This is a genomic window from Shimia aestuarii, from assembly GCF_900114635.1.
Lineage (GTDB): Bacteria > Pseudomonadota > Alphaproteobacteria > Rhodobacterales > Rhodobacteraceae > Shimia > Shimia aestuarii.
Genome location: NZ_FOTQ01000002.1, coordinates 24403 through 50883, shown reverse-complemented (window position 1 = coordinate 50883; position 26481 = coordinate 24403). Strand labels below are relative to the sequence as shown.

The window sequence follows — 26481 nt, the reverse complement described above, 5'->3', positions numbered from 1 at the left end:
GCGGAACAATCGCTAAATCCACCGTCACCGGGTCGTTAGCTCAGTTGGTAGAGCGCTTCGTTTACACCGAAGATGTCGGGAGTTCGAGCCTCTCACGACCCACCATTCTTCTCCCGCTTTCGTAATTGGAACCCGCGCCGGTCTGCGCTTGGCGCGTCTTGCAGTAAGGGGCTGTCAGACCTGCATCCGTTTTCAGATCATCCAAAAGAAAACGGGCGGGGGTGATCCCGCCCGTCTCAAATTCGCGATCTTCAGGTTGTCTGGAGATCAGCTGGCCGGTGCACAGGCAACCGAGCCGGATTCGGTGGTGATCAGAGTGTAACCCATGTCACAGCTTGCGTTGCCGCGCTTGTCAAAGTTGGGCTGCATGTAAACCGGGGTCGGTTCTTCCTGCTGACCACAAGCTGCGAGAGTGATGCCAGCGATGCAAAGGGCGGCGTAAAGAGGTTTCATATCGGCATTGTCCTTTCCAGGTATCAAAAAGTTGATGAGGGTATATGAACACAAATTCGGGAGGAAACAAAGCCCGTTCGAAATGGTCCGCGGGTCGGTGTGTCTCCGCTGCAAATTTTCTTGCTTTTGGGGCGGCATATCCGCTTGACGTACCCGGATGGGCGGCATAAACCACGGCTCACGCTGACGGGCACCGTCCGGAAGCGGGCAGTGAGCGGTTGTAGCTCAGTTGGTTAGAGTACCGGCCTGTCACGCCGGGGGTCGCGGGTTCGAGCCCCGTCAACCGCGCCACCGCTGCCAGCCCCGATCCGGGGTTCCAGATGGGAGAAACCTCCCGGAAACGGATCATGTCGAAAGACGAAAAATGCGCGGTTGTAGCTCAGTTGGTTAGAGTACCGGCCTGTCACGCCGGGGGTCGCGGGTTCGAGCCCCGTCAACCGCGCCACTTTTCTCCCTCAGTTCAATAGACAAGGTAAGGAAATGGCGTTTCTCGACAGGATTTCGTGGACAACGTTGCTGCTGGTGGCGGTGATTCTCGGACTGGCGCCGTTTTCGCCAGAGCCGCATCTTTGGGAAAAACTCAAAATGCTTGTTTCAGGGACGCTGGTGAAGCCAATCGACTGGTTTGATCTGTTGATGCACGGCGCCCCGGTTGTGCTGTTGGCGCTCAAGGGCCTGCGGCAGGTCCGGGCAGGAAGCTGAGCAGCGCGTCGGCGGTTTCTTGGGGGTATTGATCCAGGAAGAAATGCCCGCCGGGAAGAGACCGTGCTGTCATGTTGGCAAGGCGCGGGGACCATGTGGCGGCCACGTCGTACATCTTTCCCATTGCGCCATCGGCGCCCCAGAGAACAAGGGTCGGGCAGGCCACCTGCCGGTCGAGATCCGCTGCATCCAGTTCGAAATCCAGATCCAGTGTTGCGCGGTAGTCATCGCACATGGCCCGGGTTGTCTCCGGATCGCGCCACGCGGAGCGGTAGGCGGCAAGCTGATCCGCATCAAAGTCAGACAGCGTTGCGTGGCCCCATCCGGTCAGGCAGGTTTCGTAGTAGCGATCCGGGTTCGACAGGATCAGGTTTTCGGGAAACGGCGCGGGTTGGGCCAGGAAAAACCAGTGGTAATAGGCGCGTGCCACATCCTTGCGCAGATCCGCAAGCAGATGATGGGTGGGCACAATGTCCATCAGGGTCAGAGAGGTGATGCAGTCCGGCGCATCCAGCGCCATACGATGCGCCGTGCGCGCGCCCCGGTCGTGACCAACGAGGTGGAAACGCTCAAATCCAAGATGGGCCATCAGGGCCAGTTGGTCGGTGCCGATGTGACGAAACGTGTAGGTGTTGAGGCCCTCGGGTTTGGAACTGTCTCCATAGCCGCGTAGGTCCGCCATCACGATTGTGAAGCGGTTCGCCAGAAGCGGTGCGATCTGGGCCCAGAGCGCGTGAGTTTGCGGATAGCCGTGCAGCAAGAGCACGGGCGGGCCATCGCCCATCCTGCGATAGGCGATGGTCTGTTCGTTGACCTGGGCGAATTGGAGGGAAACGTCTTCAAACATGTACAGTGTCCCTCCTTGGGAAAGGTCTTCAGGTCAGGGCGTCAAGGATGCGCGCCCAGCTGCGAATCCCCTTGTGGAAGCTTTCAAGGTCGTATTTTTCGTTGGGTGAGTGGATCTGATCGTCTTCGTTGGCATAGCCGACCAGCATCGCATCCAGTTCGAGGATCGACTTGAAAAAGCCGACAACCGGGATCGAGCCGCCCATGCCGGTAAAGACTGCCTCGCGGTTCCATTCATCCGACAAGGCCTGGCGCGCGGATTCGAATTCGGGGCGCGCGATGTTCATGACCGAGGCACGGGAACCTTCGAGATCATTGTCCCACTCGACGCTGAGATCAGGTGACAGCCGGTCTTGTACGTGTTTCCGGATCTTGTCGCGAAGCGCATCGGGGTCCATGTCGCCCACGAGGCGGCAGGTGATCTTGCAATGGGCCTTGGAGGGAATCACGGTTTTGGAGCCAACACCGTTATAGCCGCCCCAAAGGCCGTTGATTTCGAGTGTGGGTCGGGCCCATTGCTGCTCGAGGGTGGAATAGGCCTTTTCGCCGTGGGGTTGGCTGTAACCCACGGTGCCGAGGTAGTCGCCTTCGTCAAAGCCGCAATTTTGCCATTGGCGCAGTTGTTCGTCGGGCACTTCGTGTACGCCTTCGTAGAAACCCTCGACTGCGACGCGGCCGGTTTCGGCGTCATAAAAGCTGTCCACGATACGGGCCAGTTCGCGGAGCGGGTTGAGGCCGGGACCGCCGTAATGGCCAGAATGCAGGTCGATTCGGGGGCCGGTCAGGGTGAATTCATCCTTGAGCATTCCGCGCAGTTGCGAGGCGATGGAGGGCACGCCGCGTGAAACCATGGACGTGTCACAGACGAGTGCGATATCGGCGGAAAGCTCATCCTTGTGCTCTTCGAGGAAGGGAATCAGCGAAGGCGACCCGGATTCCTCTTCGCCTTCGAAGAAGAAGGTGATCTTGCAGGGTAGGGTGCCATGTACGGCTTTCCATGCGCGGCAGGCTTCGACAAAGGTCATCAACTGCCCCTTGTCATCTGAAGATCCGCGGCCCCGGATCACTTTGCCGGTGGGGGTGTCTTCAAGTACGGGATCAAACGGATCACGGTCCCAAAGCTCCAGCGGATCCACCGGCTGTACGTCATAATGCCCATAAAACAAAAGGTGCGGGCCGTCTCCGTCGACATGGCCCACGACCATCGGATGGCCAGGTGTTTCACGTTTGGACGCGTCCACCCCGAGGCTTTGCAGATCGGCGACAAGCCAGTCGGCAGCGGTCTGGCAATCGTCCTTGAAGGCGGGATCGGTGGAGATTGAGGGAATGCGCAGGAGTTCCATCAGGCGGTCAAGCGCCTGAGGCATTTCCTGGTCGATGCGGGCGAGTACGGAATCAAGCGACATGGGGTCTCCTGCTTTGACGTTTGGTCAGACCCTAGCATTGGCTTGGTTGGTGTCCAGAGGGGCAAAACTGGGCCTGAATCCCTTGACATGAGTCAATGTGAGGCGCAGGGACAATTTGTTACCTGTTGTCTCAAAGGTGCGTACGATATATGTATTCACGAACGTGAATAGGTGCAGGCCGGAAACGCGCATCCTCCGGGCCTGTTATTCGAAGTGGAGGAAACCGCGTGGACTATACTGCTCAGCTAGATGTTGCCATCCAGCGACTGCATGACGAAGGACGTTACCGGACCTTCATCGACATCGAACGGGAACGGGGCAATTTCCCGCACGCGGTCTGGAACAAGCCCGACGGCACGACTGCACCTGTGACGGTGTGGTGTGGCAATGATTATCTGGGCATGGGCCAGCATCCGGTTGTGATGAATGCCATGCACGAAGCCATTGACGCCACCGGCGCCGGATCGGGCGGTACGCGCAATATCTCGGGCACCACGGCCTATCACAAGCGTCTTGAGGCCGAACTGGCGGATCTGCACGGCAAGGAAGCTGCGCTGTTGTTCACAAGCGCCTACATTGCCAATGATGCGACATTGTCGACGCTGCCCAAGCTGTTCCCCGGCCTGATCATCTATTCTGACGAACTGAACCATGCGTCGATGATCGAAGGCGTGCGCCGCAACGGTGGTGCCAAGCGCATCTTCCGCCACAATGACGTGGCCCATCTTCGGGAGCTGATCGCGGCGGACGATCCGAAAGCCCCCAAGCTGATCGCCTTTGAGTCGGTCTATTCAATGGACGGCGATTTCGGCCCCATCGAAGAAATTTGCGACGTTGCCGACGAATTTGGCGCGTTGACATATATCGACGAAGTGCATGCGGTTGGCATGTATGGCCCGCGCGGCGGTGGTGTGACCGAACGGGATCGCCTTGCGCACCGGATCGACATCATCAACGGCACGCTGGCCAAGGCCTATGGCGTGATGGGAGGCTATATCGCTGCGTCGGCCAAGATGTGCGATGCCGTGCGATCCTATGCACCGGGCTTTATCTTCACCACCTCGCTGCCGCCCGCTGTGGCCGCAGGGGCGGCCGCATCGGTGGCACATCTCAAGACAGATCAGGCGCGCCGGGACCGTCACCAGGAACAGGCCAAGGTGCTCAAACTGCGGCTCAAGGGGCTGGGCCTGCCGATCATTGATCATGGCAGCCACATCGTTCCGGTGATCGTTGGCGACCCGGTGCACACCAAGGCGCTGAGCGATATGTTGCTGGAACAATTCGGTATTTACGTACAGCCGATCAACTTTCCGACGGTGCCGCGCGGCACCGAGCGTCTGCGCTTTACGCCGTCGCCGGTGCACGGGCCCGAGGAGATGGACCGTCTGGTCGCGGCCATGGATCAGCTTTGGAGCCACTGTGCGCTGAATCGTGCCGAACTGGCGGGGTGAACCGCGCCCCGGGTGCAAAAAGCGTTGCCTTGTGCTAGGATGCCACTAACAAAGGGACCGATCCGAATCGTGGGACGGTAGCGGGTCGGCGTGAACATGGGGCGTATGGCATGATCGGGCGCAAGGGACAGCGTAAGACCGAAGCAGTAGAGGAAAGGCCCAAGGGCTTTGACGATTTCGACCTGCGTCTTGGTGACACGATGCGGGGCGAAAGGGCGACGATGGGCAAGTCCCTTCTGGACGTTCAGCGCGAGTTGCGCATCCGGGCCTCCTATATCGCAGCGATTGAGAATTCCGATCCAAGCGCGTTTGAAACCCCCGGCTTCATTGCCGGTTACGTCCGCTCTTACGCGCGTTATCTGGGCATGAACCCGGACGAGGCATTCGCCACATTCTGCGAGGAAAGCGGCTTTTCGACCGCGCATGGCATGTCTGCCGAAGCGTCGAGCATTCGCAAGCCGGAGGCCATCGCCAAACCGGCGGGGCAGGATCCCTTTTCGTCTTCCAACATGGCGTTCACACCGGTTCAGGAATCGATCCTGTCAAGGATCGAACCACGTGCCATTGGGTCGTCGCTGGTGCTGGTCGCGCTGATTGCGGCGATCGGCTATGGCGGCTGGAGCGTGCTGAATGAAATTCAGCGGGTCACGCTCGCCCCGGTGGAGCAGAAGCCGGTCGTGCTCTCGGACCTTGATCCGGTTACGGCCGCACAGGAAGGTGCGGCATCTGAGGCATCTGAGGATATCGTGGCTTCGACGGGCGTGTTTGCACCGCCCAGTGATGCCCTTGACCGGCTCTATCGCCCACAGGCGCTGGATGTGCCCGTTCTGGTGGCGCGCGATGCACCGATCTCGCAGCTCGACCCGAACGCCAATGGCGTCTTTACGCCCACGGCTCCGACATTGGCGGCGATCCAGCCGCCTGCGCAAACACCTGTCGCGCCCAAGGTGGTCGCGGATGACGCCCCCGAAATCGTTCTGATGGCCGTGCGCCCGGCCTGGGTGCGAGTGCGTGCCGCGGATGGCACTGTGATTTTCGAGAAAATTCTCGATGCGGGAGAGGAGTATGTTCTTCCCACCACCGAGGAACCGCCGACCTTGCGTGCGGGCATGTCGGGATCGGTCTATTTCAAGCTGAATGGCGAGTTGTTCGGCCCTGCCGGAAGCGGCACCAACACGGTGCGTGACCTGGCTCTGGATACCGGGGCGCTCAAGGAAGCCTACACCGTTGCCAATCTGGACGATGATCCCGAATTGGCGCGGATCGTGGCGCTTGCTGCGGCGCAGAACGTGGTGGTTTCGCAGGATTGAGCCGGATCGGGCTTTCGGGCGCTCTGGCGCATTGCCCCCGCCCAAGATGACGACTAGATAAGGCCCTGAACCAATTCGGCGAGGGGCTTTTTCATGTCCATGAACCATATCCGTCCGTGGCGCAATATCGAGCGGCGCAAGTCGCGTCAGATCATGGTGGGCAACGTGCCCGTCGGCGGGGATGCCCCGATCGCCGTTCAGACCATGACCAACACCGACAGCAGCGACGTCAAGGCCACGCTGGCACAGGTGATGGCGGCGGCCGAGGCTGGGGCGGATATCGTGCGAGTCTCGACGCCGGATGCGGCGGCGACGGCGGCGCTCAGGGAAATCACCCGTGAAAGCCCGGTGCCGATCGTGGCGGACATCCATTTTCACTACAAGCGCGCGATCGAGGCCGCCGAGGCAGGCGCGGCGTGCCTCCGGATCAATCCGGGTAATATCGGCGATCAGAAACGGGTGGCCGAGGTGATCAGGGCGGCCAAGGATCACGGCTGTTCGATCCGTATCGGCGTGAATGCCGGTTCTCTGGAAAAACACCTGCTGGACAAGTATGGTGAACCCTGTCCCGACGCCATGGTCGAAAGCGGGCTGGAACACATCAAGATCTTGCAGGACAACGATTTTCACGAGTTCAAGATCAGCGTGAAAGCCAGCGACGTCTTCATGACGGCCGCCGCCTACCAGATGCTGGCCGAGGCCACAGACGCGCCGATTCACCTCGGTGTGACCGAGGCCGGCGGCTTTGTAAGTGGCACGATCAAATCCGCCATCGGGCTGGGGCAGCTGTTGTGGATGGGCATCGGCGACACGCTGCGCGTCAGCCTGAGCGCGGACCCGGTGGAAGAGGTCAAGGTCGGCTTCGAAATTCTCAAGTCACTTGGCCTGCGCCATCGCGGCGTGAATATCATCTCCTGCCCAAGCTGCGCCCGGCAGGGGTTCGACGTGATCAAGACCGTGGAAGCCCTGGAAAACCGGCTGGCCCATATCCACACGCCGATGAGCCTTTCGATCATCGGCTGCGTGGTGAACGGCCCCGGTGAGGCGCTGATGACTGATGTCGGGTTTACCGGTGGTGGGGCCGGGTCGGGCATGGTCTATCTCGCCGGAAAACAGAGCCACAAACTGTCCAATGACGAGATGATCGATCACATCGTTGAGCAGGTCGAAAAGAAGGCGGCAGAGATCGAAGCCGCAAATGCGACCGAATCATAGGTAAATGCCTGAAAAGACAGAATACCTGCGATCGGTTTCATGTCGGTAATACGTCGGTATTGCGTCGGTATTCCGCACGGGGCAGGACGCGAAATCGCTTCGTTAAGCCTGCGCGCGCAACCATTTCTTCATTTTGCCGGAAATACTCAAAACAGGCTCAGCTCCGCTGAGCCACGCCCAACCTCTGGCAGGGGCCGCCAGGCCCCGAAGAGGGCGGGAGCGCGCCCCTCAGAGCTTCAAAGATCGGCGCCGGTGCCCTGCAGAACACCATGTTCCATCGCGTAGCGGGTCAGCCCCGCGGTCGAGGAGATCCCCAGCTTGCGCTTGATGTTCTTGCGGTGGGTTTCCACCGTGCGCACCGAGATATTGAGCACCTGCGCGACTTCCTTGTTGGACTTGCCCTGCGCCAGTTGCAAAAGCACCGTCTGCTCGCGGCTGGTGAGCTGTTCGCGCGCACCGCCCTCCGGCGGTTCCAGCGAGCCTTGCGCACCGGTGCACAGGTAGCGTTCGCCGCGCATCACGGCGTCGATGGCGGTTTTGATCTCGTCGGTCTGTACGTCTTTGAGCACGTAACCCATAGCGCCGTGGCTGAGGGCCGTTGAAATATATTCCGGGCTGTCATGCATCGACAGTACCAGAATGCGCAGGTCGGGGTCCCGTTCTAGAAGCATCTCGGTCGCTGTCAGGCCGCCGAGTTCGGGCATGTTCAGGTCCATAAGGATGACGTCGGGTTTGAGACCGGGCAGGGTGTCGAGCGCCTCGCGTCCATTGGCGAGGGTCGCGATCACGGTCAGGTCGTCATAGCTTTCAAGGATCGACTGGATGCCTTCGGCCACCATCGGGTGGTCGTCGACAATGGCGACGCGGACGATATCGGTCATGCACTGGCCTTTCTGCGTTTGTCAGGGCCGTCTTCCTGCGGCGTGAGCATGTGAGTCAAGGGCACCTCGGCCACGATCACGGTTCCGGAGCGGCTGGTGAAGAGGCGCAGCGTGCCATCAAGCTGTTCGACGCGCTCCTGCATGTTGCGCAGGCCCAACCCTCCCTTGGTGGCATTGCCCTTGCGATCAAGCGGCAGGCCCTGTCCATTATCGGCAATGCGCAGCGTGGCGCCCCGTTTGTGCCCGCGCACATCCACGGAGACCTCGGTGGCGTTGGCGTGGCGCTCGATATTGGTGAGCGCCTCCTGGGCGATGCGATAAAGAGCGATCTTGGCTTCCTGATCCAGCCGGTTTCGGAACACGACGGTTTCGAAACGGGTTTCGATCCCGGTGCGGGCGCTGAAATCCTCGGTCAGGGCCTTGAGCGCGGGGCCCAAGCCCAGATCGTCGAGCACGCCGGGGCGCAGATCGCGCGAGATGCGGCGTACCTCCTGAATGGCGCCGGACAGGTGATCGATGCCCTTGTCGAGCATCTCGGGCGCGCGATCGTCACCGCTGGCAAACCGGCGACGCGCCGTGTCGAGCGCATAGCGTACACCCACCAGAAGCTGGCTGATGCCGTCATGCAATTCGCGCGCCACGCGGCCGCGTTCCTCTTCCTGGGCGTCGAACACGCGCTGGGTCAGCGCCTTGAGCTTGGCGTCAGCCAGGCGGCGTTCGCGCACGGTGATCACCATGCCTGACAGGAATACGAGGAGCAGGGCGGCCACCGTGATGGCGAGAATGTAGAAAGAGGTGCGCTGCACCCGTGCCTCGACCTCGGCGCGGGCCATGGCGACGGTGTCGAGCACGTCGTCGATGAAGATCCCCGTGCCCACCACCCAGCGCCAGTCCTGAAGCCCGATCGTGTATGTCACCATGCGCGCGGTTTCCCGGCTGCTGGGTTTGGTCCAGTCAAAGCTGTGATACCCGCCGCCCGAGCGGGCGATCTTGATCAGCTCGTCCGTGATCGGCGTGCCGTGCAGATCGGTCATACCACGCCAGTTCTTGCCAATGAGGTAGGTCTGGCGCGGGCTGACCAGGTTGTTGCCTTCGTAGTCGAACACAAAGAAATACCCGTCCTGCCCGTAAAGCATCGAGGACAGGATCTGGGTCACGGCGAGCTTGGCCTTGTCATCATCGGGTGCGGCGCGGCCGTAGATGTTGACAAAGGCGGTCCGGGCAATCGACAGGTAGTTCTTGAGCTCGGCCTTCTTGGCTTCGATGAGCTGGTTTTCAAGCGCGCGAATCTCGCGCTCGGCCAGTTGGCGCGACTGCGACGCCACCAAGACGGAAATGGCCGCAACCGCCAGAATCAGCGGTACGGTGGCCAGCAGGAAGAGCTTTTGCCCATAAGAAAGGCGCATCTGCGAAAGAAGGCGGCGCATGATTGATTCGTTACGTTGCTTCGACTTCGAATCATAGGCTCGATTCGAAAAAAGTCGCTGTGCCAATGCCGCGCTACGCAGTTTTGGGGATCAAATTGGTGAAGTTTTTTGCCCAGTCGGCGGAATTCTACGCATTACTAGGTATTCCAAGTTTCAAGGCGCATCGCTAGGCTTGCCCTACTTCAACGATCCGTCCGGGGAGCGAAAGACTGCCCGGACTGAACCAATTCTGGGAGGAAGAACCTAATGGATCGTCGTTCTTTTCTGAAAACTTCTGCTCTTGGCGGCGCCGCAGCCGCAGCCAGCACCACTCTGGCAGCACCGGCGTATGCGCAGGGCAAGCGCACCCTGACCATGGTGACCTCGTGGGGCCGTGGCCTTGCGGGTGTGTTCGACGCGGCGCAGTACGCGGCTGACACCATCACCGCGATGTCGGACGGCGACCTGACCGTGGACATCAAGGCGGCTGGCGAACTCGTGGGCGCGTTCGAAGTGTTCGACGCCGTGACCGCAGGTCAGGCCGACATGTATCACGCTGCCGACTATTACTTTGTCAGCCAGCACCCCGGTTACGCCTATTTCACCGCCGTGCCGTTCGGCATGACCGCGCAGGAACTGGTGAACTGGTACTACCACGGCGAAGGCATGGGCCTGCATGACGAGCTGGGCGAGATCTTTGGCCTGAAATCCTTCCTGGCCGGGAACACCGGTGCCCAGGCGGGTGGCTGGTACTCCAAGGAAATCAACGGCCCCGAAGACTTCCAGGGCCTGAAGTTCCGTATGCCGGGTCTGGGTGGCCAGGCGCTGGGTAAAATGGGCGCTTCCGTGCAGAACCTTCCGGGTTCGGAAGTGTACCAGGCACTGGCCTCGGGTGCGATCGACGGCACCGAGTGGATTGGTCCGTGGGCCGACGAAAAAGCCGGTTTCCAGGAAATCACCAAGTTCTACTACACCGCGGGCTTCCACGAGCCGGGCGCCGGTCTGTCGCTTGCGACCAACCGCGAAGTCTATGACTCGCTGTCGCCGGCACATCAGAAGATCATCGAGATCGCAGCCGCAGCCGCGCACCAGTGGAACCTTGCGCAGTTCCTCAACAACAACGGTGCCGCGCTTCAGCGTCTGCAGGCTGGTGGCGTGAAGACCCTGGAATTCCCGGACAGCGTCTGGGATGCGATGGGTGCCGCCTCGAAAGAGACCATGGACAGCTACATGGATGACGAACTGTTCGCCAAGATCCGCAACTCGGTGGAAACCTCGATGCGCGCATCGTCGGGCTGGCTGGTCAAGTCCGAGGGCGTGTACCGCGCCCAGCGTGACCGTGTGATGGGCTAAGGCCTTGTATCGCTAAGCAAACTGGCCCCCCGGACCGAAACCCGGGGGGCCTTTTGCAAAAATCGGGACGGATTGGCGGTGTCGTCCCATGTTTTCGACAAAAAGGGGATGGGGGACAATGCTGGACGCTCTGGTCTGGTTCTTTTCCAATATCGGCCAAGCCTTCGTGAATACGGGGTATGCAATCACGCATCCCGGTCAGTGGCTGAGCTGGATTGGCGGTCTTGAAACCACGGAGGACAAGCAGGCGCTGATGCGCTTTGTCTATTATGGTGGCTCGACCGAGTTTTTCTTTGTGGTGTTCACCACTTTCTTGATCATCACGGCCATCGGGCTTTGGCGCAACAGCTTCATGTGGGGCTGTGTGCGGGTGCTGGAAGGGTTTGCCAACACGGTTGGACGGTTCTTTGCTTGGGCGGGCCTGCTGATGGTGATCCAGCAGATCGTGATCGTTTTCCTGCAGCGGATCTTTACCGTCGCCGAGATCAGCCTGATCTGGAACGTAGATTTCCTCACCGCTGACGTGAGCTGGTGGGCCGAAGAGCTCAAGCTTTACAACGCCATGATCGTGAGCCTGTGTGCCACCTACACGTTCGTGCAGGGCGGCCATGTGCGGGTGGACCTTGTCTATTCGACGATCAGCCACCGCGCCAAGCGCGTGATCGATATGTTCGGCTCGCTGATCTTCATGATGCCGGCGGCTGTGCTGACCTGGATGTATGGCTGGTTCTTCATGTGGCGCCACCTTGTGACGCCGAAAGTATCGGCCAGCGACAAGGTCGAACTGCTGATGAAAAAGGCCCGTATCCTGAAATGGAACGTGGAAACCATCGGCTTCTCACCCAACGGCTTCAACGCCTATTTCCTGTTCAAGGTGCTGCTTGTCGCCTTTGCGGGCATGGTGTTCCTGCAAGCCATTGCGTTCTTCTATCGCTCGTACCTTGAATTCAAGGAAGGCGAAGCCAGCGCAGGCAAGTACCTCGACCGCGATACGCTGGGCGAGGGCGAAGAAGCCTACGAAGGCACGCACTAATCTAAGGGGCAGAAACAATGCTATTTGGACTTGATGGGGTCGAGATCGGCCTGATTATCGTCTTTCTCTGCCTTTTCGGAGGCATCTTGTCGGGGTTCCCGGTGGCGTTCGCCATCGGTGGCGCCGGGGTCATCTCATTCGCGATCATCGCGGCACTGGACAGTGCCGGTATCCTGATCCACCAGGCGATTGATACAGGATCGGCCATGTATGCCGAGCTGATTTCGCAAGGGGTCAAGGCGGACACGATTTCCATATTCCGATACCCGGAATTGCCACGGATCGCCGAGCCGGTGTTCGTTGGTGGCTGGGAACAGGCCATGGACCGCAACCTGTCGTTCATCGTGAACCGTATGAACGAACGCGTATTGGCCGGTCAGTCGATCGAAACGCTGCTCGCGGTTGTGATGTTCGTCCTGATGGGGATCACGCTGGAACGCTCGAAGATCGCAAACGATCTTCTGACCACGATGGCGCGCGTCTTTGGCCCGCTGCCCGGTGGTCTGGCGGTGTCGGTTGTTGTCGTGGGGGCCTTCCTTGCAGCCTCGACCGGGATCGTTGGCGCGACGGTTGTGACCATGGGTCTTCTGTCGCTGCCCACCATGTTGCGCGCCGGCTATTCGCCGCAGCTGGCCACCGGCGTGATTGCCGCGTCGGGCACGCTGGGGCAGATCATTCCGCCGTCGATCGTGATCGTTCTTCTGGGTACGCTCGCTGGCGACCTCTACTCGGCGGCGCAGGAAACGCGTGCGCAGGTGGCAGGGTGTTCGGATGCGCTGACCTATCTCGGGGAACCGGCGGTTGTGTCGGTGGGCACGCTGTTCCAGGCGGCTCTGCTGCCGGGGATCATGCTGGCCATTCTCTACGGGCTCTATGCCTTTGGGTATGCGCTGTTCAACCCGTCCAAGGCACCCGCCGTGGAACTGGGCGCATCCAGCAACGAACCTGTCACCCGCGGCGAAGCCTTCACCTGGTTCCTTGGCGTTCCGGTGGCGCTGATCGCGGCTGTGATCCTGTTGGGTCAGGTCAACGTGATCGGCAACCAGAACATCGTCGTGGACAGCTTCTCGGATGCCGGACAGACCGCAAGCCTGCGCACCAATGTGAGCGAGGAATGCGCCGCGTCGATGATCGAGCTGCATGGTCAGAGTGCCTGGGATGAGGCCGTGGCCGAACAAAAGGCGATTGACGAGGCCGGTGGTGTCGAACAGGCGCATAAGCTGACCGACGAGGAACGGGCAGAGGTCTTTGCCGAGAAGGTTGCCGCCGCGGCGCCGATCGGGTCGGGCATTGCCATCGGCTTCCTGCTGCTGGGTCTGATCCTGACCACCGCACGGGGCGTGTCGCCGAGCGCGAACACCACGCCGCTGTTGATTGGTGGGGCAGGGATCGTGCTGGGTCTTTTGGTCGATATCCTGCTGATCACGCCGACTACGACGCCGGGCTGGACGCTTGTCTACCTTGCGATCCCGTTGGCGATGACACTCTATGCCTGTCGCTATGCGGCCGGGCTGCTGGGCAAGAACGAGCTTCTGCGCGTTGTCTTCCCGCCGCTCGTGCTCATCGTGGCGGTGCTGGGGTCGATCCTTGGTGGGATCACCAACCCGACGCCGGCAGCGGCGCTTGGGGCCGGTGGTGCAATCATGCTGGCGGCCTATCGCAAGCTCAGGGATCAGGAGAAATCCGGGGCGATCATCATCTGGGCGACCTTTGCGATCATCATCATGATTCTTGTCGGGGTGAACTTCGATCTGCGGATGAACCAGCAGGATGTTGCGGTTGAGAACATCATTGCCTTTGCCGTCGCCAAAGCCGCCTACCTGTTTGCCATCTTCGGCATTCTCTATGGCTGCTGGGTGCTGATGCGGGGCAAGGTGCTGACGCCGATCGTGCGGGAAACCGCCAAGGTGACGTCGATGGTGTTCACCATCCTGATCGGGTCGCAGCTCTTGAACCTCGTGGTGATCAGCTTTGGTGGCGAGCATTACATCCAGGGCTTCCTGAAGTCGTTCGACAACGAGTTCACGGTGTTCCTGATCGTGATGCTGGTGCTCTTTGTGCTGGGCTTCGTGCTCGACTTCCTCGAGATCATCTACATCGTGATCCCGATCGTCGGGCCGGTCATCTATGGTGGGACCTTCGATCCGAAATGGGTGACAATCATGATCGCGGTCAACTTGCAGACCTCGTTCCTGACACCGCCCTTTGGCTTCGCGCTGTTCTATCTGCGCGGCGTGGCACCCAAGGAGGTCACGACGGGCCATATCTACCAGGGGATCATTCCGTTCGTGTTGATCCAGGTTGTCGGGCTGGGGCTGCTCTGGGCCTTCCCGTCGGTGGTGACGATCCTGCCGGCCCTGATCGGGCACTGATCATGGATCGATGAAAAAGAAACGGGGGCCTCTGGGCCCCCGTTTGCATTTGCGCCCCGGCTGGTGCCTACATCCGGGCCTTGGCGACAAGGCAGATCATGTCCAGTAGAAGAGAGGCGCCTGCGAGCGCAGTGATCTCGGCATGGTCATAAGGGGGGGAGACCTCGACGAGATCGGCCCCCACGAGGTTCGTGCCCTGAAGCTTGCGGATCAGCGACTGCGCCTGATGAGTCGACAGGCCGCCGCAGACCGGCGTGCCCGTGCCCGGAGCAAAAGCAGGATCAAGCGCGTCGATGTCGAAGCTGAGATAGGTCGGGCGGTCGGCCACCACCTCCTTGATCCGGGCGACGGTGGCGTCGATGCCATTTTCGTGCACCCAGTTCGCATCGAGCACCGTGAAGCCATGCGTGTCGTCATTCATGGTGCGCATTCCGACCTGAACCGAGGCTTCGGGTGCGAGAATGCCCTCGGCGGCGGCGTGAAAGAACATGGTGCCGTGGTCGATCCGCTTGTTGGGTTCTTCCCACGTGTCGGAATGTGCGTCGATCTGGATCAGCGAGATCGGCCCGTGCCGTTCGGCCTGCGCCTTCAGGAGGGGATAGGTGACGGAATGATCGCCGCCCATAGTCAACAGGAACGCACCGGATGCCAAAATCGCGCGCGCCTGCTCAAAGATCTGCTCGGGGATCTGATGCGGATAGCCCGGATCGATGTCGCAATCGCCATAATCGACCATATTCAGGGTCTCGAACGGGTCGAACCCCCATGGCCATGGGCCGCCATCCCACGCGAGGTTTGACGACACCGCCCGGATGGCGCGCGGCCCAAACCGGCAGCCGGGGCGGTTCGTGACCGCCAGGTCGTAGGGAACGCCCCAAGTCACCATATCGACGCCTCGCAGGTCACGCGAATACTTGCGGCGAAACAGGCTCAAAGCGCCACTATAAGTGGCCTCGTTGCCCATGCCCCTCGCGTCGCGTGTCATGAAGGCGCGGTCGGTCGTGTTGTCCATGGTCTGGCTCCATATCTTGAATTGGGTGCCCCATGCCGTGCGGGCATGGGGGCTTGGTTGATCCGTGAGCGTGGCGTTGCCCGATCAGGTGCCTGATTTTACGCTGGTCCACAGGCGGTTGCGGTTGCGCAGGGTTCTTGCGTCAATGCTGCGGTCGGGAAACAGGCGGCCCAGCGTGTCCGCGTCGGGATAGATGCCGGGATCGGTCAGGATCGCTTCGTCGACAAAATTGTCCGCTGCCGCGTTGGCGTTGGCAAAATAGACGAAATTCGAGACCTGTGCGATGACCTCGGGGCGCAGCATGTAGTCGATGAAGCGATAGGCCGCGTCCACATTCTTGGCGTCGGTCGGGATCGACATCAGGTCGATCCACATCAGCGTGCCTTCGGTGGGGATCGCATAAAGGATGTCGTGCCCGGTATCGGCTTCCATGGCGCGCGCCTGTGCTATCCCGGCATCGCCCGAATACATCACCGCGAGGCAGACCTGACCGCCGGGCAGGTCGGTCGAGGGTTTCTGATTGTGGAAGTACTTGACCGCGGGCGCCATGGCGGTGAACAGATCGCGCACTTTTTCAAGATCGGCGGGATCTTCGGAATAGGGATCGGCGCCCATGTAATTCAGGCCGACCGATATCATCTCGACCGGGGAATCCAGCATGGGGATACCGCAATCCGCCAGCTTGGCGGCGATTGCCGGATCGAATACCACGTCCCACGAGGTGATCTGATCGGTGCCGAGCCGCTCCATGATCTTGGCCGGGTTATAGGCGATGCCGATCGTGCCCCAGGTATAGGGCACCCCCATGGCGCGACCGCCAGGCAGGGCGTCGAGTCTTGCCAGAATGTCGGGGTTCAGATTGCCGAAATTGCCCAACCGCGAAGGGTCGATCGGGTGCAACGCCCCGGCCCGGAATGCCCGCTGCGCGTTCGAAGCGGCGGGGAAAACAAGGTCATAGCCGGTCGCGCCGGTCAGAAGCTTGGTTTCCAGCACCTCGTTCGAGTCAAAATAGTCCAGGACAACCGAGGTGCCGGTTTCACGGGTGTAATCTTCGATCGTCGTCTCGCCGAAATAATCGGCCCAGTTATAGATCGAGAGCTCCTGAGCCAGGGCGGGCAAGGGGGCGTTGATCAGAGCCACGGCGGTGGCGACACGTCCAAGGTGCAGTTTCATGGTTCATCCTTTCGGTCGCGGGACATGCAAGAAGTGCGTTTGACCTTGGACCAAGTCGGATTTGCCTGTAAATTTAGGTAAAGATATATATCCAAAAGTATAGGCAAAGTTGCGATGTCTTTGGAAAACACCCCCCGAACGGACCCAAGCTGGTCGCCGCAGTGGGATGAGGCATTTGCGCGTTTGTTGGAGCGGTTGGGGACGGATATTTTCCCCTTGGCGCTTCGGAAGCTGATAGAACTGCATGTCGGGATCGAATCCATGGTGGTGACGCGCTATCAGAATCAGGCCCCTCCGGTGTCGCTCTATCACGACCTTGACGACGTGCAGGCGGCGATCTCGATCCAGTTCTATGCCACCGGACCTTATCTTCTTGATCCTTTCGCGCAGGCCTGTCTGTCAAATGCCGTGCAGGGCGCCTATCGGCTGAGCGATCTGGTCAACGAGTCGTTTTTTCGGTCGGAGTATTACCGAACCTTTTACCGCAAGGTCCGCATCAGCGACGAGTTGGGTATCCTGATCCGCAATGCACCCGGCGATTGGGTTGTCATTTCCCTGTCCCGGGGTGCCCGTCAGCCCCGGTTCGGCCCCGAGGATGTGGCACGCATCAATGCCATCCACAGGACTCTTTCCGCAGCGGTCATCCGGCATTGGAAACTGGGCGAAGCCGTCAGGTCTCAGGACGACGGCCGCGATGTCGAAGAACGGCTGGCGACTTTTGGCGCCGATCGGTTGAGCCCGCGCGAGGCCGAGGTCATTCGGCTTATTCTTCAGGGGCATACGGCGGGTTCGGCTTCGGCCTTTCTCGGGATCACCGAGGGGACGGTCAAGGTGCACAGGCACAATGCCTATGGCAAGCTTGGGGTCAGTTCGCAGGCTGAATTGTTTGCTGTTGCGACCCGATACCTGGCATCAAAGCAGTCCTGATGCTGCTGGATGCCAGCTGGCGTCTTTCGGCGGTGGGAACATTTCAGGGGCGCGGCGCGCGCATGTCCGGCAACGAGATGTTGGCCACCTGTTCGGCGATCGGATCGGTCGAAAGCGGGTGCAGCTCGGCGTCAAAGTCCTCGGGGGTGTGCATGCGCTGCCATTGGCCACCTGCGTAGACCTCAAGCCCGGAAAAACCGGCCTTGTAGCCCATCTTGGGACTGCCGGGCACCCAGTAGCCGAGATAGACATAAGGCAATCCCGCTTCGCGTGCGATCTCGATATGGTCGAGGATGAGGTAGGTGCCAAGGCTGTTGCGTGGCAGGCAGGGTTCGTAGAAGGAATAGACCATGCTCAACCCATCTTCGAGCATGTCGGTCAGGCTGACCCCGATCAGGTCCTGCGTGCGCGAATCGCTGTATTCCACCACCCGGCTGCGGATCGGGGTTTCCTCGATCATTGCGGCGAATTCGAACACATCCATATCGGCCATGCCGCCATCCGCGTGACGGCTGTCGAGATAGCGGCGGAACAGGTCGTACTGGTCTTCGGTGGCCCATGGCGAGGTGGCGCGCCGTTGCAGATGCGCATTACGACGCAGCGTGCGTTTCTGGCTCTTGGAGGGACGGAACCGGGCCACGTCGATGCGCGCGGACAGGCAGGCGCTGCAATCGGCGCAAGAAGGCCGGTAAAGCACGTTCTGCGAACGGCGGAACCCTTGGTGGGACAGGGCGTCGTTGAGCGCAGTGGCATTGTCTCCCTGCAGGGCGGTGAACAGTTTGCGCTCCATGCGCCCGTCAAGATAGGGGCAGGGCTGGGGAGCCGTCACATAAAACTGGGGCGCAAGGGGAAGGGTGTGGCGCATGTCGTTTCGTCAGTAATTCAAGCCCGACGATAGCAACACGAATTGGATAGGCCAAGCCCCCGGATTGGGTGTCCGGGGGCGGTCGGCGGATCAATACCGGGCGGCGCGGTTGATGGCGACACTGCCCATGACATGATCGGTCAGACCCTGCGCGCGGGCCGAGGTGAGCATCAGCACGATCGAAATGAGCTGAAGCGGTGCCATGGCGACCGAGACATAAAAACCGATCGTATGTAAAAGCGCACTGGCAAAGTCGAACTTGTCCCCGGTCTGGCGACGCATTTCGATCGACACGAGGCGCATCCCCCAGGTCGCCGACCCACTGGCCAGCGTGATCACCCGGTAGACAAATCCGACCACCGCCATCAGGGCGGGAAAGAAGAAGATGCCGGTAAAGGCGGTGAAGGGCAGGATGACCACACAGACCAGCGCGATCAGCACAACATCCACGACCCACGCAATCAGGCGCTTGGTCGGGACATCGGCATAGAACTCGGACTGGGTTTCAGGGTCGGGCAGGGCAAAGCTGCGAAAGGACATGGTCTCACTCTTTGACAAAAGGGAACCCGGAGCAACGGGAGGAGGGGCCGCTCCGGGAAAGGTCGCCTGGTTTAGGAAAGACTTGGGGTCAGGCGTCCGCGGTGGTTTCTTCGCCGGCCTTGCGGGCACGTTCGTCCATGAACTGGTCGAATTCCGACTTGTCCTTGGCGGCGCGCAGACGTTCGAGGAAATCCTCAAAGCTCTTCTGCTCTTCTTCCAGACGGCGCAGCGTGTCTTCGCGATAGGCGTCAAACGCCGTGTTGCCGGTCGGGGCCATCATGTGCATGCGGCGGGACTGGCGGCTGCAGGAGGATTTCTTGAACATGTCTTTGCTCCAGCGGTTGGTGTAGGTGATGTAGAAAACAAGCGCGAGTCCGACGGGCCAGAAGAAGACGAAGCTCAGGACCATCAGAGCGATCCAGGCGCCTTTACCCTTGCTGTCGAGCCAGGCCTCTGCGCGCGAAAACCATCCCATGGGGGTGGCAGTGGGGGTGGCGGCTACAGGTGTCATGTGGTGCTCCGTTGTTGGCGTTTACTGACAATGTAAAACTCGTTTACATTACCAAGATTGGCATTTGGGGGGCTTGGTGCAAGGGTCAATGTGAACGTTTTTTACATTTTTCGGATAAGAGGCTGAAATTGTGTGTTAAAATTCGCATTGATCGGTGGCAAAAACTCTCGATACTGAAAAAATATACAATTTCAGGAGGAAAATCATGGGGTATACGATTGATCGGACCGTTCCGGACGCGGATTTGGAGAGCGTGGATGCGCGCACGCGCGCGGCGCTGGGTCGGGCCGGATTTGGTGTGCTGACCGAGATTGATGTTCAGGCCACGATGCAGGCCAAGCTGGGCAAGGATATGCCCGGTTATCGCATTCTCGGGGCCTGCAATCCCGGCATGGCGTTTGAAGCCATTGGGCTTGAGCCCCGCGTGGGCGCCATGCTGCCCTGCAATGTCATCCTGCGCGAGGTGGACGGGGGAACCGAGGTCAGCGCGATTGATCCCGTGGCCTCGATGAGCGCCATCGAAAATCCCGATCTGCACGCCGTTGCTGGACAGGTGCGAGACATGCTGGCTGGCGTGGTGGCCGATATCTGATCAGGCGACAAAATCCGCCACCATGGCCCCGGTCAGATCGGGCAGAAGATGTGCGTCGATGGGAAAGACGTGATTGGGGGTGCCCGCTGCGGCCCAGATCCGATCGAACTCCAGCAGGCGCGCGTCGATGAAGGCACGAATCGGGGAGAGGTGGCCCACCGGGCTGACCCCGCCGATGGCAAATCCCGTCTGCGCCCGTACCAACGCGGCATCGGCCTTGCCCAGCGGCTCGCCTGCAACCGCGCTGGCTTTGGTCTCCTCGACCTGATTACCGCCCGCCGTCAGGAACAGTATCGCTGCGCCGCTGGTCTCTCCGCGAAAGATGATCGACTTGGCGATCTGATCCAACTGGCATCCCACCGCATCTGCCGCCATCTGTGCGGTGCGCGCGCCCCCGGTTTCACGGATGTCATCGGCCAGCCCGGCCCTCTCAAGCGCTGCGCGCACGCGTTTCAGGCTTTTGCTCATGTGTCCTCCCGGCATTGAAGAAGGGCAAGAAAGCCCCGCGCCAGACAGTTTGTAAACCTTCTGATCTTTCTTTTTCCGGAAATACCCCGGGGGTGCGGGGGCTGGCCCCCGCTTTGTCCTGTGTGCGGGGGCTGGCCCCCGCTTTGGGCGAGTGCGGGACTGGTACGCGACCGTCCCTGCGACCGGAACGAACATTGACCTTGTCCGCGCCCGGTCACAAAGTCGCGCCATGACATTTGAACAGCGTATCACCCGACTTCCCCGTGCCTTTGATCCCGAACGGGGCGCCGAAGCGCTGGCCGTTGTGCCGGGTCTCAGCGGCGACCTGGCCCGGCTTGTCGCGGGCACCGGTGGCTCCAGCCCTTACCTCAAGTCCCTGATCGAGAAAGAGCGCGACTGGCTCCCCGAGGCCCTGTCCGATCCCGAGACAGCACTCGCCGCGCTGTTTCAGGACTTGCGCGAAACCGCGCCGGATCGACTGCCCTCCGCGTTGCGCGGAGGCAAACGAAAAGTGGCGCTGATCACTGCACTGGCAGACCTGTCGGGCGCTTGGCAACTGGAAAAGGTGACCGGGACCCTGACGGATTTTGCCGATCTTGCCAGCCAGCTTGCACTTGAGGCCACGATCGGGGCAGAGATCCGCCGCAAAAAATTGCCCGGCGCCACCGAGGACGATATTCCGACCGCCGGCGGTATGGTCAGCCTTGCCATGGGCAAGATGGGGGCACACGAGTTGAACTATAGTTCGGATATCGACTTGATCTGCCTGTTTGACGAAACCCGCTTTGACCCGGACGATTACCACGACGCGCGGGCCAGCTTTATCAGGGCCACGCGCAAGATGGCGGCGATGCTGAACGACATCACCGGCGAGGGCTACGTGTTCCGCACCGATCTGCGTCTGCGTCCAGACCCGGCGGTGACGCCGGTCTGCCTCGCGATGGAGGCCGCGGAACGCTATTACGAGAGTGTCGGGCGCACATGGGAGCGTGCCGCCTATATCAAGGCGCGCCCTTCGGCAGGTGATTTGGAGGCCGGGGCGCGGTTCCTTGAAACTCTACGCCCCTTTGTGTGGCGCAAGCATCTGGATTTCGCGGCCATTCAGGACGCCCATGACATGCGCCTGCGCATTCGCGAGCATAAAGGGCTGGGGGGCGACATCACCCTACCGGGACACAACATGAAGCTCGGGCGGGGGGGCATTCGTGAGATCGAGTTCTTTACCCAGACCCGGCAGTTGATCGCCGGTGGGCGCGATCCCTATCTGCGCGACCGCCATACGGTACCCGCGCTGCGTAAACTGGCTGGCAAGGGCTGGGTGCCCGAGGACGTGGCCGACACGCTGGCCGATCACTACCGGTTCCACCGCGAGGTCGAGCATCGCATTCAGATGGTGAACGATGCCCAGACCCATCTTTTGCCCAAAAGCGAAGAGGGGCTCGAGCGGATCGCCTGCCTGATGGGGCGCGATCTGCCGGGACTGGAGGACGAGCTCCGCCAACGTCTGACCGAGGTGCATGAGCTGACCGAGGGGTTCTTTGCCCCCGAGGACCGCAAGCCGCTTCAGGATCACGCCTTTGACCCCGAGGTGCTGGAACGCTGGCAGACTTACCCGGCGCTGCGCTCGCAGCGCGCGGTCGAGATTTTCCACCGCCTGCGCCCGGAAATCCTGCGTCGCCTGTCCGAGACAGCGCGCCCGGATGAGGCTTTGCTGGCGCTGGACGGATTCCTCAAGGGGCTGCCCGCCGGGGTGCAGCTGTTTTCGCTGTTCGATGCCAACCCCCAGTTGATCGACCTGCTGGTCGATATCGTGGGAACGGCGCCCGAGCTGGCGCGCCACCTGTCACGCAACTCGGGTGTGTTCGACGCGGTGATCGGCGGCACGTTCTTTACTCCGTGGCCGGGCGAAGACGGGCTGCGCGAGGACCTCGCCACGGTGCTGGCGCGGGAAGGCGATGACTATGAGCGCAAGCTCGACAGCGCGCGCCGCTGGGCCAAGGAATGGCGGTTCCGGGTCGGGGTGCACCACTTGCGCGGCGTCATTTCGGCGGATGAGGCGGGGCGGCATTATGCCGATCTGGCCACAGCCTGCGTGTCCGGGCTCTGGCCGGTCGTGGTGGAGAAGTTCAGCGAAAAGCACGGCCCTCAGCCGGGACGCGGCGCAATGATGCTGGGCATGGGATCGCTTGGGGCGCAGCGGCTCAACGCGTCTTCGGACCTTGACCTGATCGTGATCTATGACGCCGCCGGTGTGGAGGCGTCGGAAGGACGGCGTCCGCTTGCGGCGCGGGCCTATTATGCGCGCCTTACGCAAGCCATGGTCACGGCGCTCAGCGCGCCGATGGCGCAGGGGCGGTTGTTCGAAGTGGACATGCGGTTGCGCCCCTCGGGGACGCAAGGCCCGGTGGCGACCTCGCTGGCGTCGTTCCGTAATTACCAGGAAAACGAAGCCTGGACCTGGGAGCACCTGGCCCTGACCCGGGCCCGCCCGGTGGCGGGTGAAGCATCGTTGATGGACGAGGTGGAGACCTTCCGGCAGGAGATCCTGGCGCGGCCCCGCGACGCGTCCAAGCTATGCGCTGACGTGGCCGAAATGCGCGCCCGCATCGCGGCGGCCAAGGCGCCGGACGGGCCTTGGGATGCCAAGATCGGTGCGGGACGGTTGCAGGATGTCGAGCTGCTGAGCCAGTCCGGGGCGCTTCTGGCGGGTGCCAAGGGGCGCAGCGTGGCCGAGGGGTTGGAGGCCGGTGTCGCAATCGGTTGGCTGGACGCCGCCGAGGCGACAGAACTGGCGGCCACTTATGGGCTTTTCTGGCAGGTGCAGCTGGCGTCCAAGCTGCTCTCGGGGGCGACGATCAAGCCCGAGGAGATCGGGGCAGGGGGGCGGGCCTTTCTGCTGCGCGAAACCGGAGATGAGAGCGTTGAGGTGCTGGAGGCGGACATGCAGGATCGCGCGGCGCGCGCCGGGGAGATTATCTCGGCGGCCTTGGCGCGGCCTGCCCATGCGGGAGATCAGGGTGGAAAAGGACAAACATGACCCCAAGGGGCTGATCCGGGAAAGTTATCGGATCGACGGCATCACCGAGGGTGAATGCCGCTCCATCTTCCTTGACTGGGCCCTGTCCTTGCCCGACGGGCAGGAGGTTCAGGAGGTTCTTTCGGCCCTTCTGGACCGCTACGCGGCGGGCAATGAAGATCATCCCATGACCGATGTGATGCGGCAGGGGCAGGTCAGAATGCAAGCCCCGCGCCGTCGCGGAGGCTGGCGCTCCCGGTCAAGAAACTAAGGGGTATCTACAGGTTTCGAGGGGGGGGCGATTGGCAGCAAACTCCCCGAAAAGGAACCGCTCATGTCGCAATCTCGCCTCATTTGGCCATCAAAACCTTCCTGAACGGAAGAGGTCAGAACGGCCCGAGGAGATGAACGTGAAACATGTTCGACTGATTGCAGCTTTGGCGCTTGGACTGGGTGTGGCAGCTTGTGGCACGGTGGATACCGCAACGCGGAACGCGCCTTATGAAACCACGCCGAGCCAGATTGCAGCTCCGGCCCCGTCTTTCCAATTGGCAGGCATGAATGTGAACGTGCCGACGACGCTGAAGGTTTCCGAAGCCAACATGTATTACCCCGGAGGTGACATTGTATGGCGCGGGGATGCCTATGGAAATCGCTACCAGCAGGTGCAGGCCATCTTTGAAGAAGCCATCCAGATTGGTGGGGGCCCTCTGCAAGGCGAAATGCCCGTGGTCGTCGAGATCGAAGTCAAGCGCTTCCATGCTCTGACCGAGAAGACCCGCTACAGCGTGGGTGGCATCCATTCGCTTGAGTTCGTGATGACGATCCGCGACCCGCAAACGGGCGCTGTTCTGCGTGGTCCCAAGTTCATCAAGGCCGACCTTGTTGGTTATGGTGGATCCAAGGCGCTTCAGGCTGAGGCCCGTGGCCTGACCCAGAAGTACCGGATTACCCAGCATCTGGCCCGCGTGGTGCGTGACGAGATGAGCCTTGCTGAAGGGTTCCTAGCGCCGCCCAAGGGTGTGACCGCGCGGATCACCCCGCTGACACCGGTGAAACCACTCTGATCTTTTCACCGCCCAAGGAAAGCTTTAGGAGGACGGCATGATGCCGTCCTCTTTGCCTGTTGTCCGCCTGAAACCCAAAGCCAATGCCCGCGCCATTCGGCACGGGTTCCCTTGGATCTATGATAATGAACTGGTCACGGACCGCCGCACCAAGGGATTGACCCCCGGAGCGTTGGCGGTGCTGGAAGACGGTGAAAGACGAATGATGGGGGTGGTGGCAACCAACCCGAATTCGCGGATCTTCTGCCGGATGCTGGACCGTGATCCCGAGGCGGTGATTGACCAGGGATGGTTCGAGACCAAGTTTGCGCGCGCGCTGGCGATGCGGGCACGTCTTTACGAGACGCCGTATTACCGCCTGATCCATGCCGAGGCGGACGGGTTGCCCGGTGTCGTGGTGGACCGGTTTGGCGAGGTGGCTGTGGTACAGCCCAACGCAGCGTGGGCCGAAACCCTTTTGGAACCCTTGGTGGCGGCGCTGGTCGCGGTGACGGGCGTGTCCTGCGTGATCAAGAACGGTTCGGGCCGGGCACGGGCGCTTGAGGGACTGGACGAGGACAGCGCCGTGTTGGTGGGCGAGGCCCCCGATGCGCCTGTCCCGGTGGTGATGAACGGGGCGACCTATATGGCGGACCTCACCGGGGGTCAGAAAACCGGGCTATTCTTCGATCAGCGCCCCAATCACGGATTTGCGGCACAGTTGTGCAACGGCGCGCGTGTCCTGGATGTGTTCAGCCATGTCGGCGGATTTTCTCTGGCCGCGCTGGCGGGTGGCGCCAAACAGGCGTTGGCGGTGGATGGATCGGCAGCGGCGCTGGAGCTGGCCGAGGCGGGGGCCGCCGCGGCAGGTGTGGCAGAGCGCTTTGCGACGCGGCGCGGGGATGCCTTTGACGTGCTGACGGCCCTGGGTGAGGAGGGCGCAGAATTCGATGTCGTGATCTGTGACCCGCCGGCCTTCGCGCCGTCGAAATCTGCCCTTGAAAAGGGGTTGCGCGCCTATGAACGCGTCGCGCGGCTTGCAGCGTCGCTCGTGGCCGGGGGCGGCTATCTTGGCCTGTGCTCCTGCTCACACGCGGCAGACCTTGCGCGGTTTCGCGGCGCCTCGGTACGCGGGATCGGGCGGGCTGGTCGACAGGCGCAGCTGATCCATACCGGCTTTGCGGGGCCGGATCACCCGCTAATGCCGCAACTGGCGGAAAGCGGGTATCTCAAATCCCTGTTCTTTCGCCTTTGAAACGGCTGCTTCTGGATACATGCGTGCTCTATCCGACGGTGATGCGTGAAGTGTTGCTTGGGGTGGCACGCACAGGTGCGTTCCGCCCCCTGTGGTCGGCGCGCATCCTTGAAGAATGGGCACGCGCGGCGCGCAAACTGGGCCCGACCGGAGAGGCACAGGCGCGGGGCGAGATTGCCCTGTTGCGTGCCGCCTGGCCGGGCGCCGAGGTGACGTGGAAACCGTCGCTGGAAGATCGTTTGTGGTTGCCGGATGCGGCGGATGCCCATGTTCTGGCCGCGGCGATTGCAGGGTCCGCGGATGCGATCGTGACCATGAATGCCAAGGATTTTCCCCGCAATGTCCTTGCCGAGGAAGGCGTGGAGCGGATCGACCCAGACACGTTGTTGCGCGCCTGTTGGGAAGAAGCACCCGGTGCGGTCGAGGCCGTGTGCGAAGCGGTGCGTCAGGAGGCCGAACGGCTCTCCGGAGAAGATTGGCCGATGCGCTCGCTTCTCAAGAAGGCCCGCCTGCCGCGACTGGCCAAGGCGGTCAGTCGCTGATCCGGCGGCGCGCTCGAATGCCAGGATACCGGGACAGCGTATTCGAGACCGTCGAAATGTCCATTCTCAATAACTTCTCGGGGGTTTCAAATGCCCTTGCCCCTGT

25 protein-coding genes and 3 tRNA genes are annotated in these 26481 nt (G+C 61.3%); 17 read left to right on the top strand and 11 right to left on the bottom strand.

All coding sequences use genetic code 11. The features are described 5' to 3' along the window. Positions 1 to 29 precede the first annotated feature (29 nt). Positions 30 to 105: transfer RNA gene (locus BMZ35_RS07955), tRNA-Val, on the top strand. Between the two features lie 162 nt (positions 106 to 267). On the opposite strand, the gene BMZ35_RS07950 is transcribed toward BMZ35_RS07955, so the two are convergent. Next, positions 268 to 453: a hypothetical protein gene (locus tag BMZ35_RS07950; RefSeq protein ID WP_093093300.1), complete on the bottom strand. Its 186-nt coding sequence runs from the start codon at positions 451 to 453 to the stop codon at positions 268 to 270. 214 nt (positions 454 to 667) lie between these two features. Between BMZ35_RS07950 and BMZ35_RS07945 the strand changes: the two genes are divergently transcribed. The 3 genes from BMZ35_RS07945 (at position 668) to BMZ35_RS07935 (ending at position 1155) form a co-directional block, all read left to right on the top strand. Beyond that, positions 668 to 744 (top strand) — tRNA-Asp (locus BMZ35_RS07945). 77 nt (positions 745 to 821) lie between these two features. Further along, positions 822 to 898 (top strand) — tRNA-Asp (locus BMZ35_RS07940). A gap of 35 nt (positions 899 to 933) precedes the next feature. Further along, positions 934 to 1155, top strand: coding sequence for an RND transporter (locus tag BMZ35_RS07935; RefSeq protein WP_093092776.1), 222 nt, complete (start codon positions 934 to 936; stop codon positions 1153 to 1155). On the opposite strand, the gene BMZ35_RS07930 is transcribed toward BMZ35_RS07935, so the two are convergent. Both BMZ35_RS07930 and BMZ35_RS07925 read right to left on the bottom strand, forming a co-directional pair. Further along, positions 1121 to 2002 (bottom strand): alpha/beta fold hydrolase, encoded by an 882-nt coding sequence (locus BMZ35_RS07930; protein WP_093092774.1) that lies wholly within the window; start codon positions 2000 to 2002, stop codon positions 1121 to 1123. The two genes, BMZ35_RS07935 and BMZ35_RS07930, sit on opposite strands and share 35 nt — an antisense overlap. A gap of 28 nt (positions 2003 to 2030) precedes the next feature. Then, positions 2031 to 3407 carry a dipeptidase gene (locus BMZ35_RS07925; protein ID WP_093092772.1) on the bottom strand — a complete coding sequence of 459 codons (1377 nt, stop codon included), beginning with the start codon at positions 3405 to 3407 and terminating at the stop codon, positions 2031 to 2033. A gap of 227 nt (positions 3408 to 3634) precedes the next feature. Here BMZ35_RS07925 and hemA point away from each other — a divergent pair, with 227 nt between their 5' ends. From hemA to ispG, 3 genes are all read left to right on the top strand, one after another. Further along, positions 3635 to 4858: a 5-aminolevulinate synthase gene (hemA, locus tag BMZ35_RS07920; RefSeq protein ID WP_093092770.1), complete on the top strand. Its 1224-nt coding sequence runs from the start codon at positions 3635 to 3637 to the stop codon at positions 4856 to 4858. Between the two features lie 110 nt (positions 4859 to 4968). Continuing rightward, the gene (locus tag BMZ35_RS07915) at positions 4969 to 6168 is read left to right on the top strand and encodes a helix-turn-helix domain-containing protein (RefSeq protein ID WP_093092768.1); all 1200 of its coding nucleotides are present in this window, start codon (positions 4969 to 4971) and stop codon (positions 6166 to 6168) included. Positions 6169 to 6261: 93 nt separating this feature from the next. After that, entirely contained in the window at positions 6262 to 7383 is a 1122-nt protein-coding gene (gene ispG, locus BMZ35_RS07910) for a flavodoxin-dependent (E)-4-hydroxy-3-methylbut-2-enyl-diphosphate synthase (RefSeq protein WP_093092766.1), read from the top strand. Positions 7384 to 7619: 236 nt separating this feature from the next. Here ispG and BMZ35_RS07905 read toward each other — a convergent pair whose 3' ends face one another. Together BMZ35_RS07905 and BMZ35_RS07900 are read right to left on the bottom strand one after the other, a co-directional pair. Then, a complete protein-coding gene (locus BMZ35_RS07905) occupies positions 7620 to 8264 on the bottom strand; it encodes a response regulator transcription factor (RefSeq protein ID WP_093092764.1) in 645 nt (214 codons plus the stop codon). Further along, on the bottom strand, positions 8261 to 9691 hold the full coding sequence (locus BMZ35_RS07900; RefSeq protein WP_093092762.1) for a cache domain-containing protein: 1431 nt from the start codon (positions 9689 to 9691) through the stop codon (positions 8261 to 8263). The genes BMZ35_RS07905 and BMZ35_RS07900 overlap by 4 nt, the downstream gene beginning before the upstream one ends. A 246-nt stretch (positions 9692 to 9937) precedes the next feature. On the opposite strand from BMZ35_RS07900, the gene BMZ35_RS07895 reads away from it, so the two are divergent. The 3 genes from BMZ35_RS07895 to BMZ35_RS07885 all read left to right on the top strand — a co-directional run bounded on the left by BMZ35_RS07895 (position 9938) and on the right by BMZ35_RS07885 (position 14428). Further along, the gene (locus tag BMZ35_RS07895) at positions 9938 to 11023 is read left to right on the top strand and encodes a TRAP transporter substrate-binding protein (RefSeq protein ID WP_093092760.1); all 1086 of its coding nucleotides are present in this window, start codon (positions 9938 to 9940) and stop codon (positions 11021 to 11023) included. Positions 11024 to 11141: 118 nt separating this feature from the next. Beyond that, a complete protein-coding gene (locus BMZ35_RS07890; RefSeq protein WP_093092758.1) occupies positions 11142 to 12056 on the top strand; it encodes a TRAP transporter small permease subunit in 915 nt (304 codons plus the stop codon). 17 nt (positions 12057 to 12073) lie between these two features. Further along, complete coding sequence (locus tag BMZ35_RS07885) at positions 12074 to 14428, top strand: TRAP transporter large permease (protein ID WP_093092756.1); 2355 nt, start codon at positions 12074 to 12076, stop codon at positions 14426 to 14428. Positions 14429 to 14495: 67 nt separating this feature from the next. Here BMZ35_RS07885 and speB read toward each other — a convergent pair whose 3' ends face one another. Continuing rightward, the gene (speB, locus tag BMZ35_RS07880) at positions 14496 to 15440 is read right to left on the bottom strand and encodes an agmatinase (RefSeq protein ID WP_093092754.1); all 945 of its coding nucleotides are present in this window, start codon (positions 15438 to 15440) and stop codon (positions 14496 to 14498) included. An 84-nt stretch (positions 15441 to 15524) separates the two neighbouring features. Continuing rightward, complete coding sequence (locus BMZ35_RS07875) at positions 15525 to 16613, bottom strand: extracellular solute-binding protein (protein ID WP_093092752.1); 1089 nt, start codon at positions 16611 to 16613, stop codon at positions 15525 to 15527. A gap of 114 nt (positions 16614 to 16727) precedes the next feature. Here BMZ35_RS07875 and BMZ35_RS07870 point away from each other — a divergent pair, with 114 nt between their 5' ends. Beyond that, the gene (locus BMZ35_RS07870; protein ID WP_093092750.1) at positions 16728 to 17540 is read left to right on the top strand and encodes a helix-turn-helix transcriptional regulator; all 813 of its coding nucleotides are present in this window, start codon (positions 16728 to 16730) and stop codon (positions 17538 to 17540) included. A gap of 43 nt (positions 17541 to 17583) precedes the next feature. On the opposite strand, the gene BMZ35_RS07865 is transcribed toward BMZ35_RS07870, so the two are convergent. The 3 genes from BMZ35_RS07865 to BMZ35_RS07855 form a co-directional block, all read right to left on the bottom strand. Beyond that, positions 17584 to 18405: an arginyltransferase gene (locus BMZ35_RS07865; protein ID WP_093092748.1), complete on the bottom strand. Its 822-nt coding sequence runs from the start codon at positions 18403 to 18405 to the stop codon at positions 17584 to 17586. 90 nt (positions 18406 to 18495) lie between these two features. Next, positions 18496 to 18945 carry an RDD family protein gene (locus tag BMZ35_RS07860; protein WP_093092746.1) on the bottom strand — a complete coding sequence of 150 codons (450 nt, stop codon included), beginning with the start codon at positions 18943 to 18945 and terminating at the stop codon, positions 18496 to 18498. Positions 18946 to 19033: 88 nt separating this feature from the next. Next, positions 19034 to 19456 (bottom strand): DUF2852 domain-containing protein, encoded by a 423-nt coding sequence (locus tag BMZ35_RS07855; RefSeq protein WP_093092745.1) that lies wholly within the window; start codon positions 19454 to 19456, stop codon positions 19034 to 19036. Positions 19457 to 19661: 205 nt separating this feature from the next. Between BMZ35_RS07855 and BMZ35_RS07850 the strand changes: the two genes are divergently transcribed. Then, on the top strand, positions 19662 to 20048 hold the full coding sequence (locus tag BMZ35_RS07850) for a DUF302 domain-containing protein (protein ID WP_093092743.1): 387 nt from the start codon (positions 19662 to 19664) through the stop codon (positions 20046 to 20048). Here BMZ35_RS07850 and BMZ35_RS07845 read toward each other — a convergent pair whose 3' ends face one another. Then, complete coding sequence (locus BMZ35_RS07845) at positions 20049 to 20516, bottom strand: YbaK/EbsC family protein (protein WP_093092741.1); 468 nt, start codon at positions 20514 to 20516, stop codon at positions 20049 to 20051. A 229-nt stretch (positions 20517 to 20745) separates the two neighbouring features. On the opposite strand from BMZ35_RS07845, the gene BMZ35_RS07840 reads away from it, so the two are divergent. From BMZ35_RS07840 to BMZ35_RS07820, 5 genes are all read left to right on the top strand, one after another. Next, positions 20746 to 23553, top strand: coding sequence for a [protein-PII] uridylyltransferase family protein (locus BMZ35_RS07840; protein ID WP_093092739.1), 2808 nt, complete (start codon positions 20746 to 20748; stop codon positions 23551 to 23553). Then, positions 23519 to 23803 (top strand): hypothetical protein, encoded by a 285-nt coding sequence (locus BMZ35_RS07835; protein WP_093092736.1) that lies wholly within the window; start codon positions 23519 to 23521, stop codon positions 23801 to 23803. Before BMZ35_RS07840 ends, BMZ35_RS07835 begins: the two co-directional genes overlap by 35 nt. 133 nt (positions 23804 to 23936) lie before the next feature. Then, on the top strand, positions 23937 to 24599 hold the full coding sequence (locus BMZ35_RS07830) for a DUF6778 family protein (protein WP_093092734.1): 663 nt from the start codon (positions 23937 to 23939) through the stop codon (positions 24597 to 24599). 37 nt (positions 24600 to 24636) lie between these two features. After that, positions 24637 to 25833 (top strand): RSP_2647 family RNA methyltransferase, encoded by a 1197-nt coding sequence (locus tag BMZ35_RS07825; RefSeq protein ID WP_093092733.1) that lies wholly within the window; start codon positions 24637 to 24639, stop codon positions 25831 to 25833. Then, positions 25830 to 26375, top strand: a complete 546-nt coding sequence (locus BMZ35_RS07820; RefSeq protein WP_278247131.1) for an RSP_2648 family PIN domain-containing protein — start codon at positions 25830 to 25832, stop codon at positions 26373 to 26375. Before BMZ35_RS07825 ends, BMZ35_RS07820 begins: the two co-directional genes overlap by 4 nt. Positions 26376 to 26481: the final 106 nt, after the last annotated feature.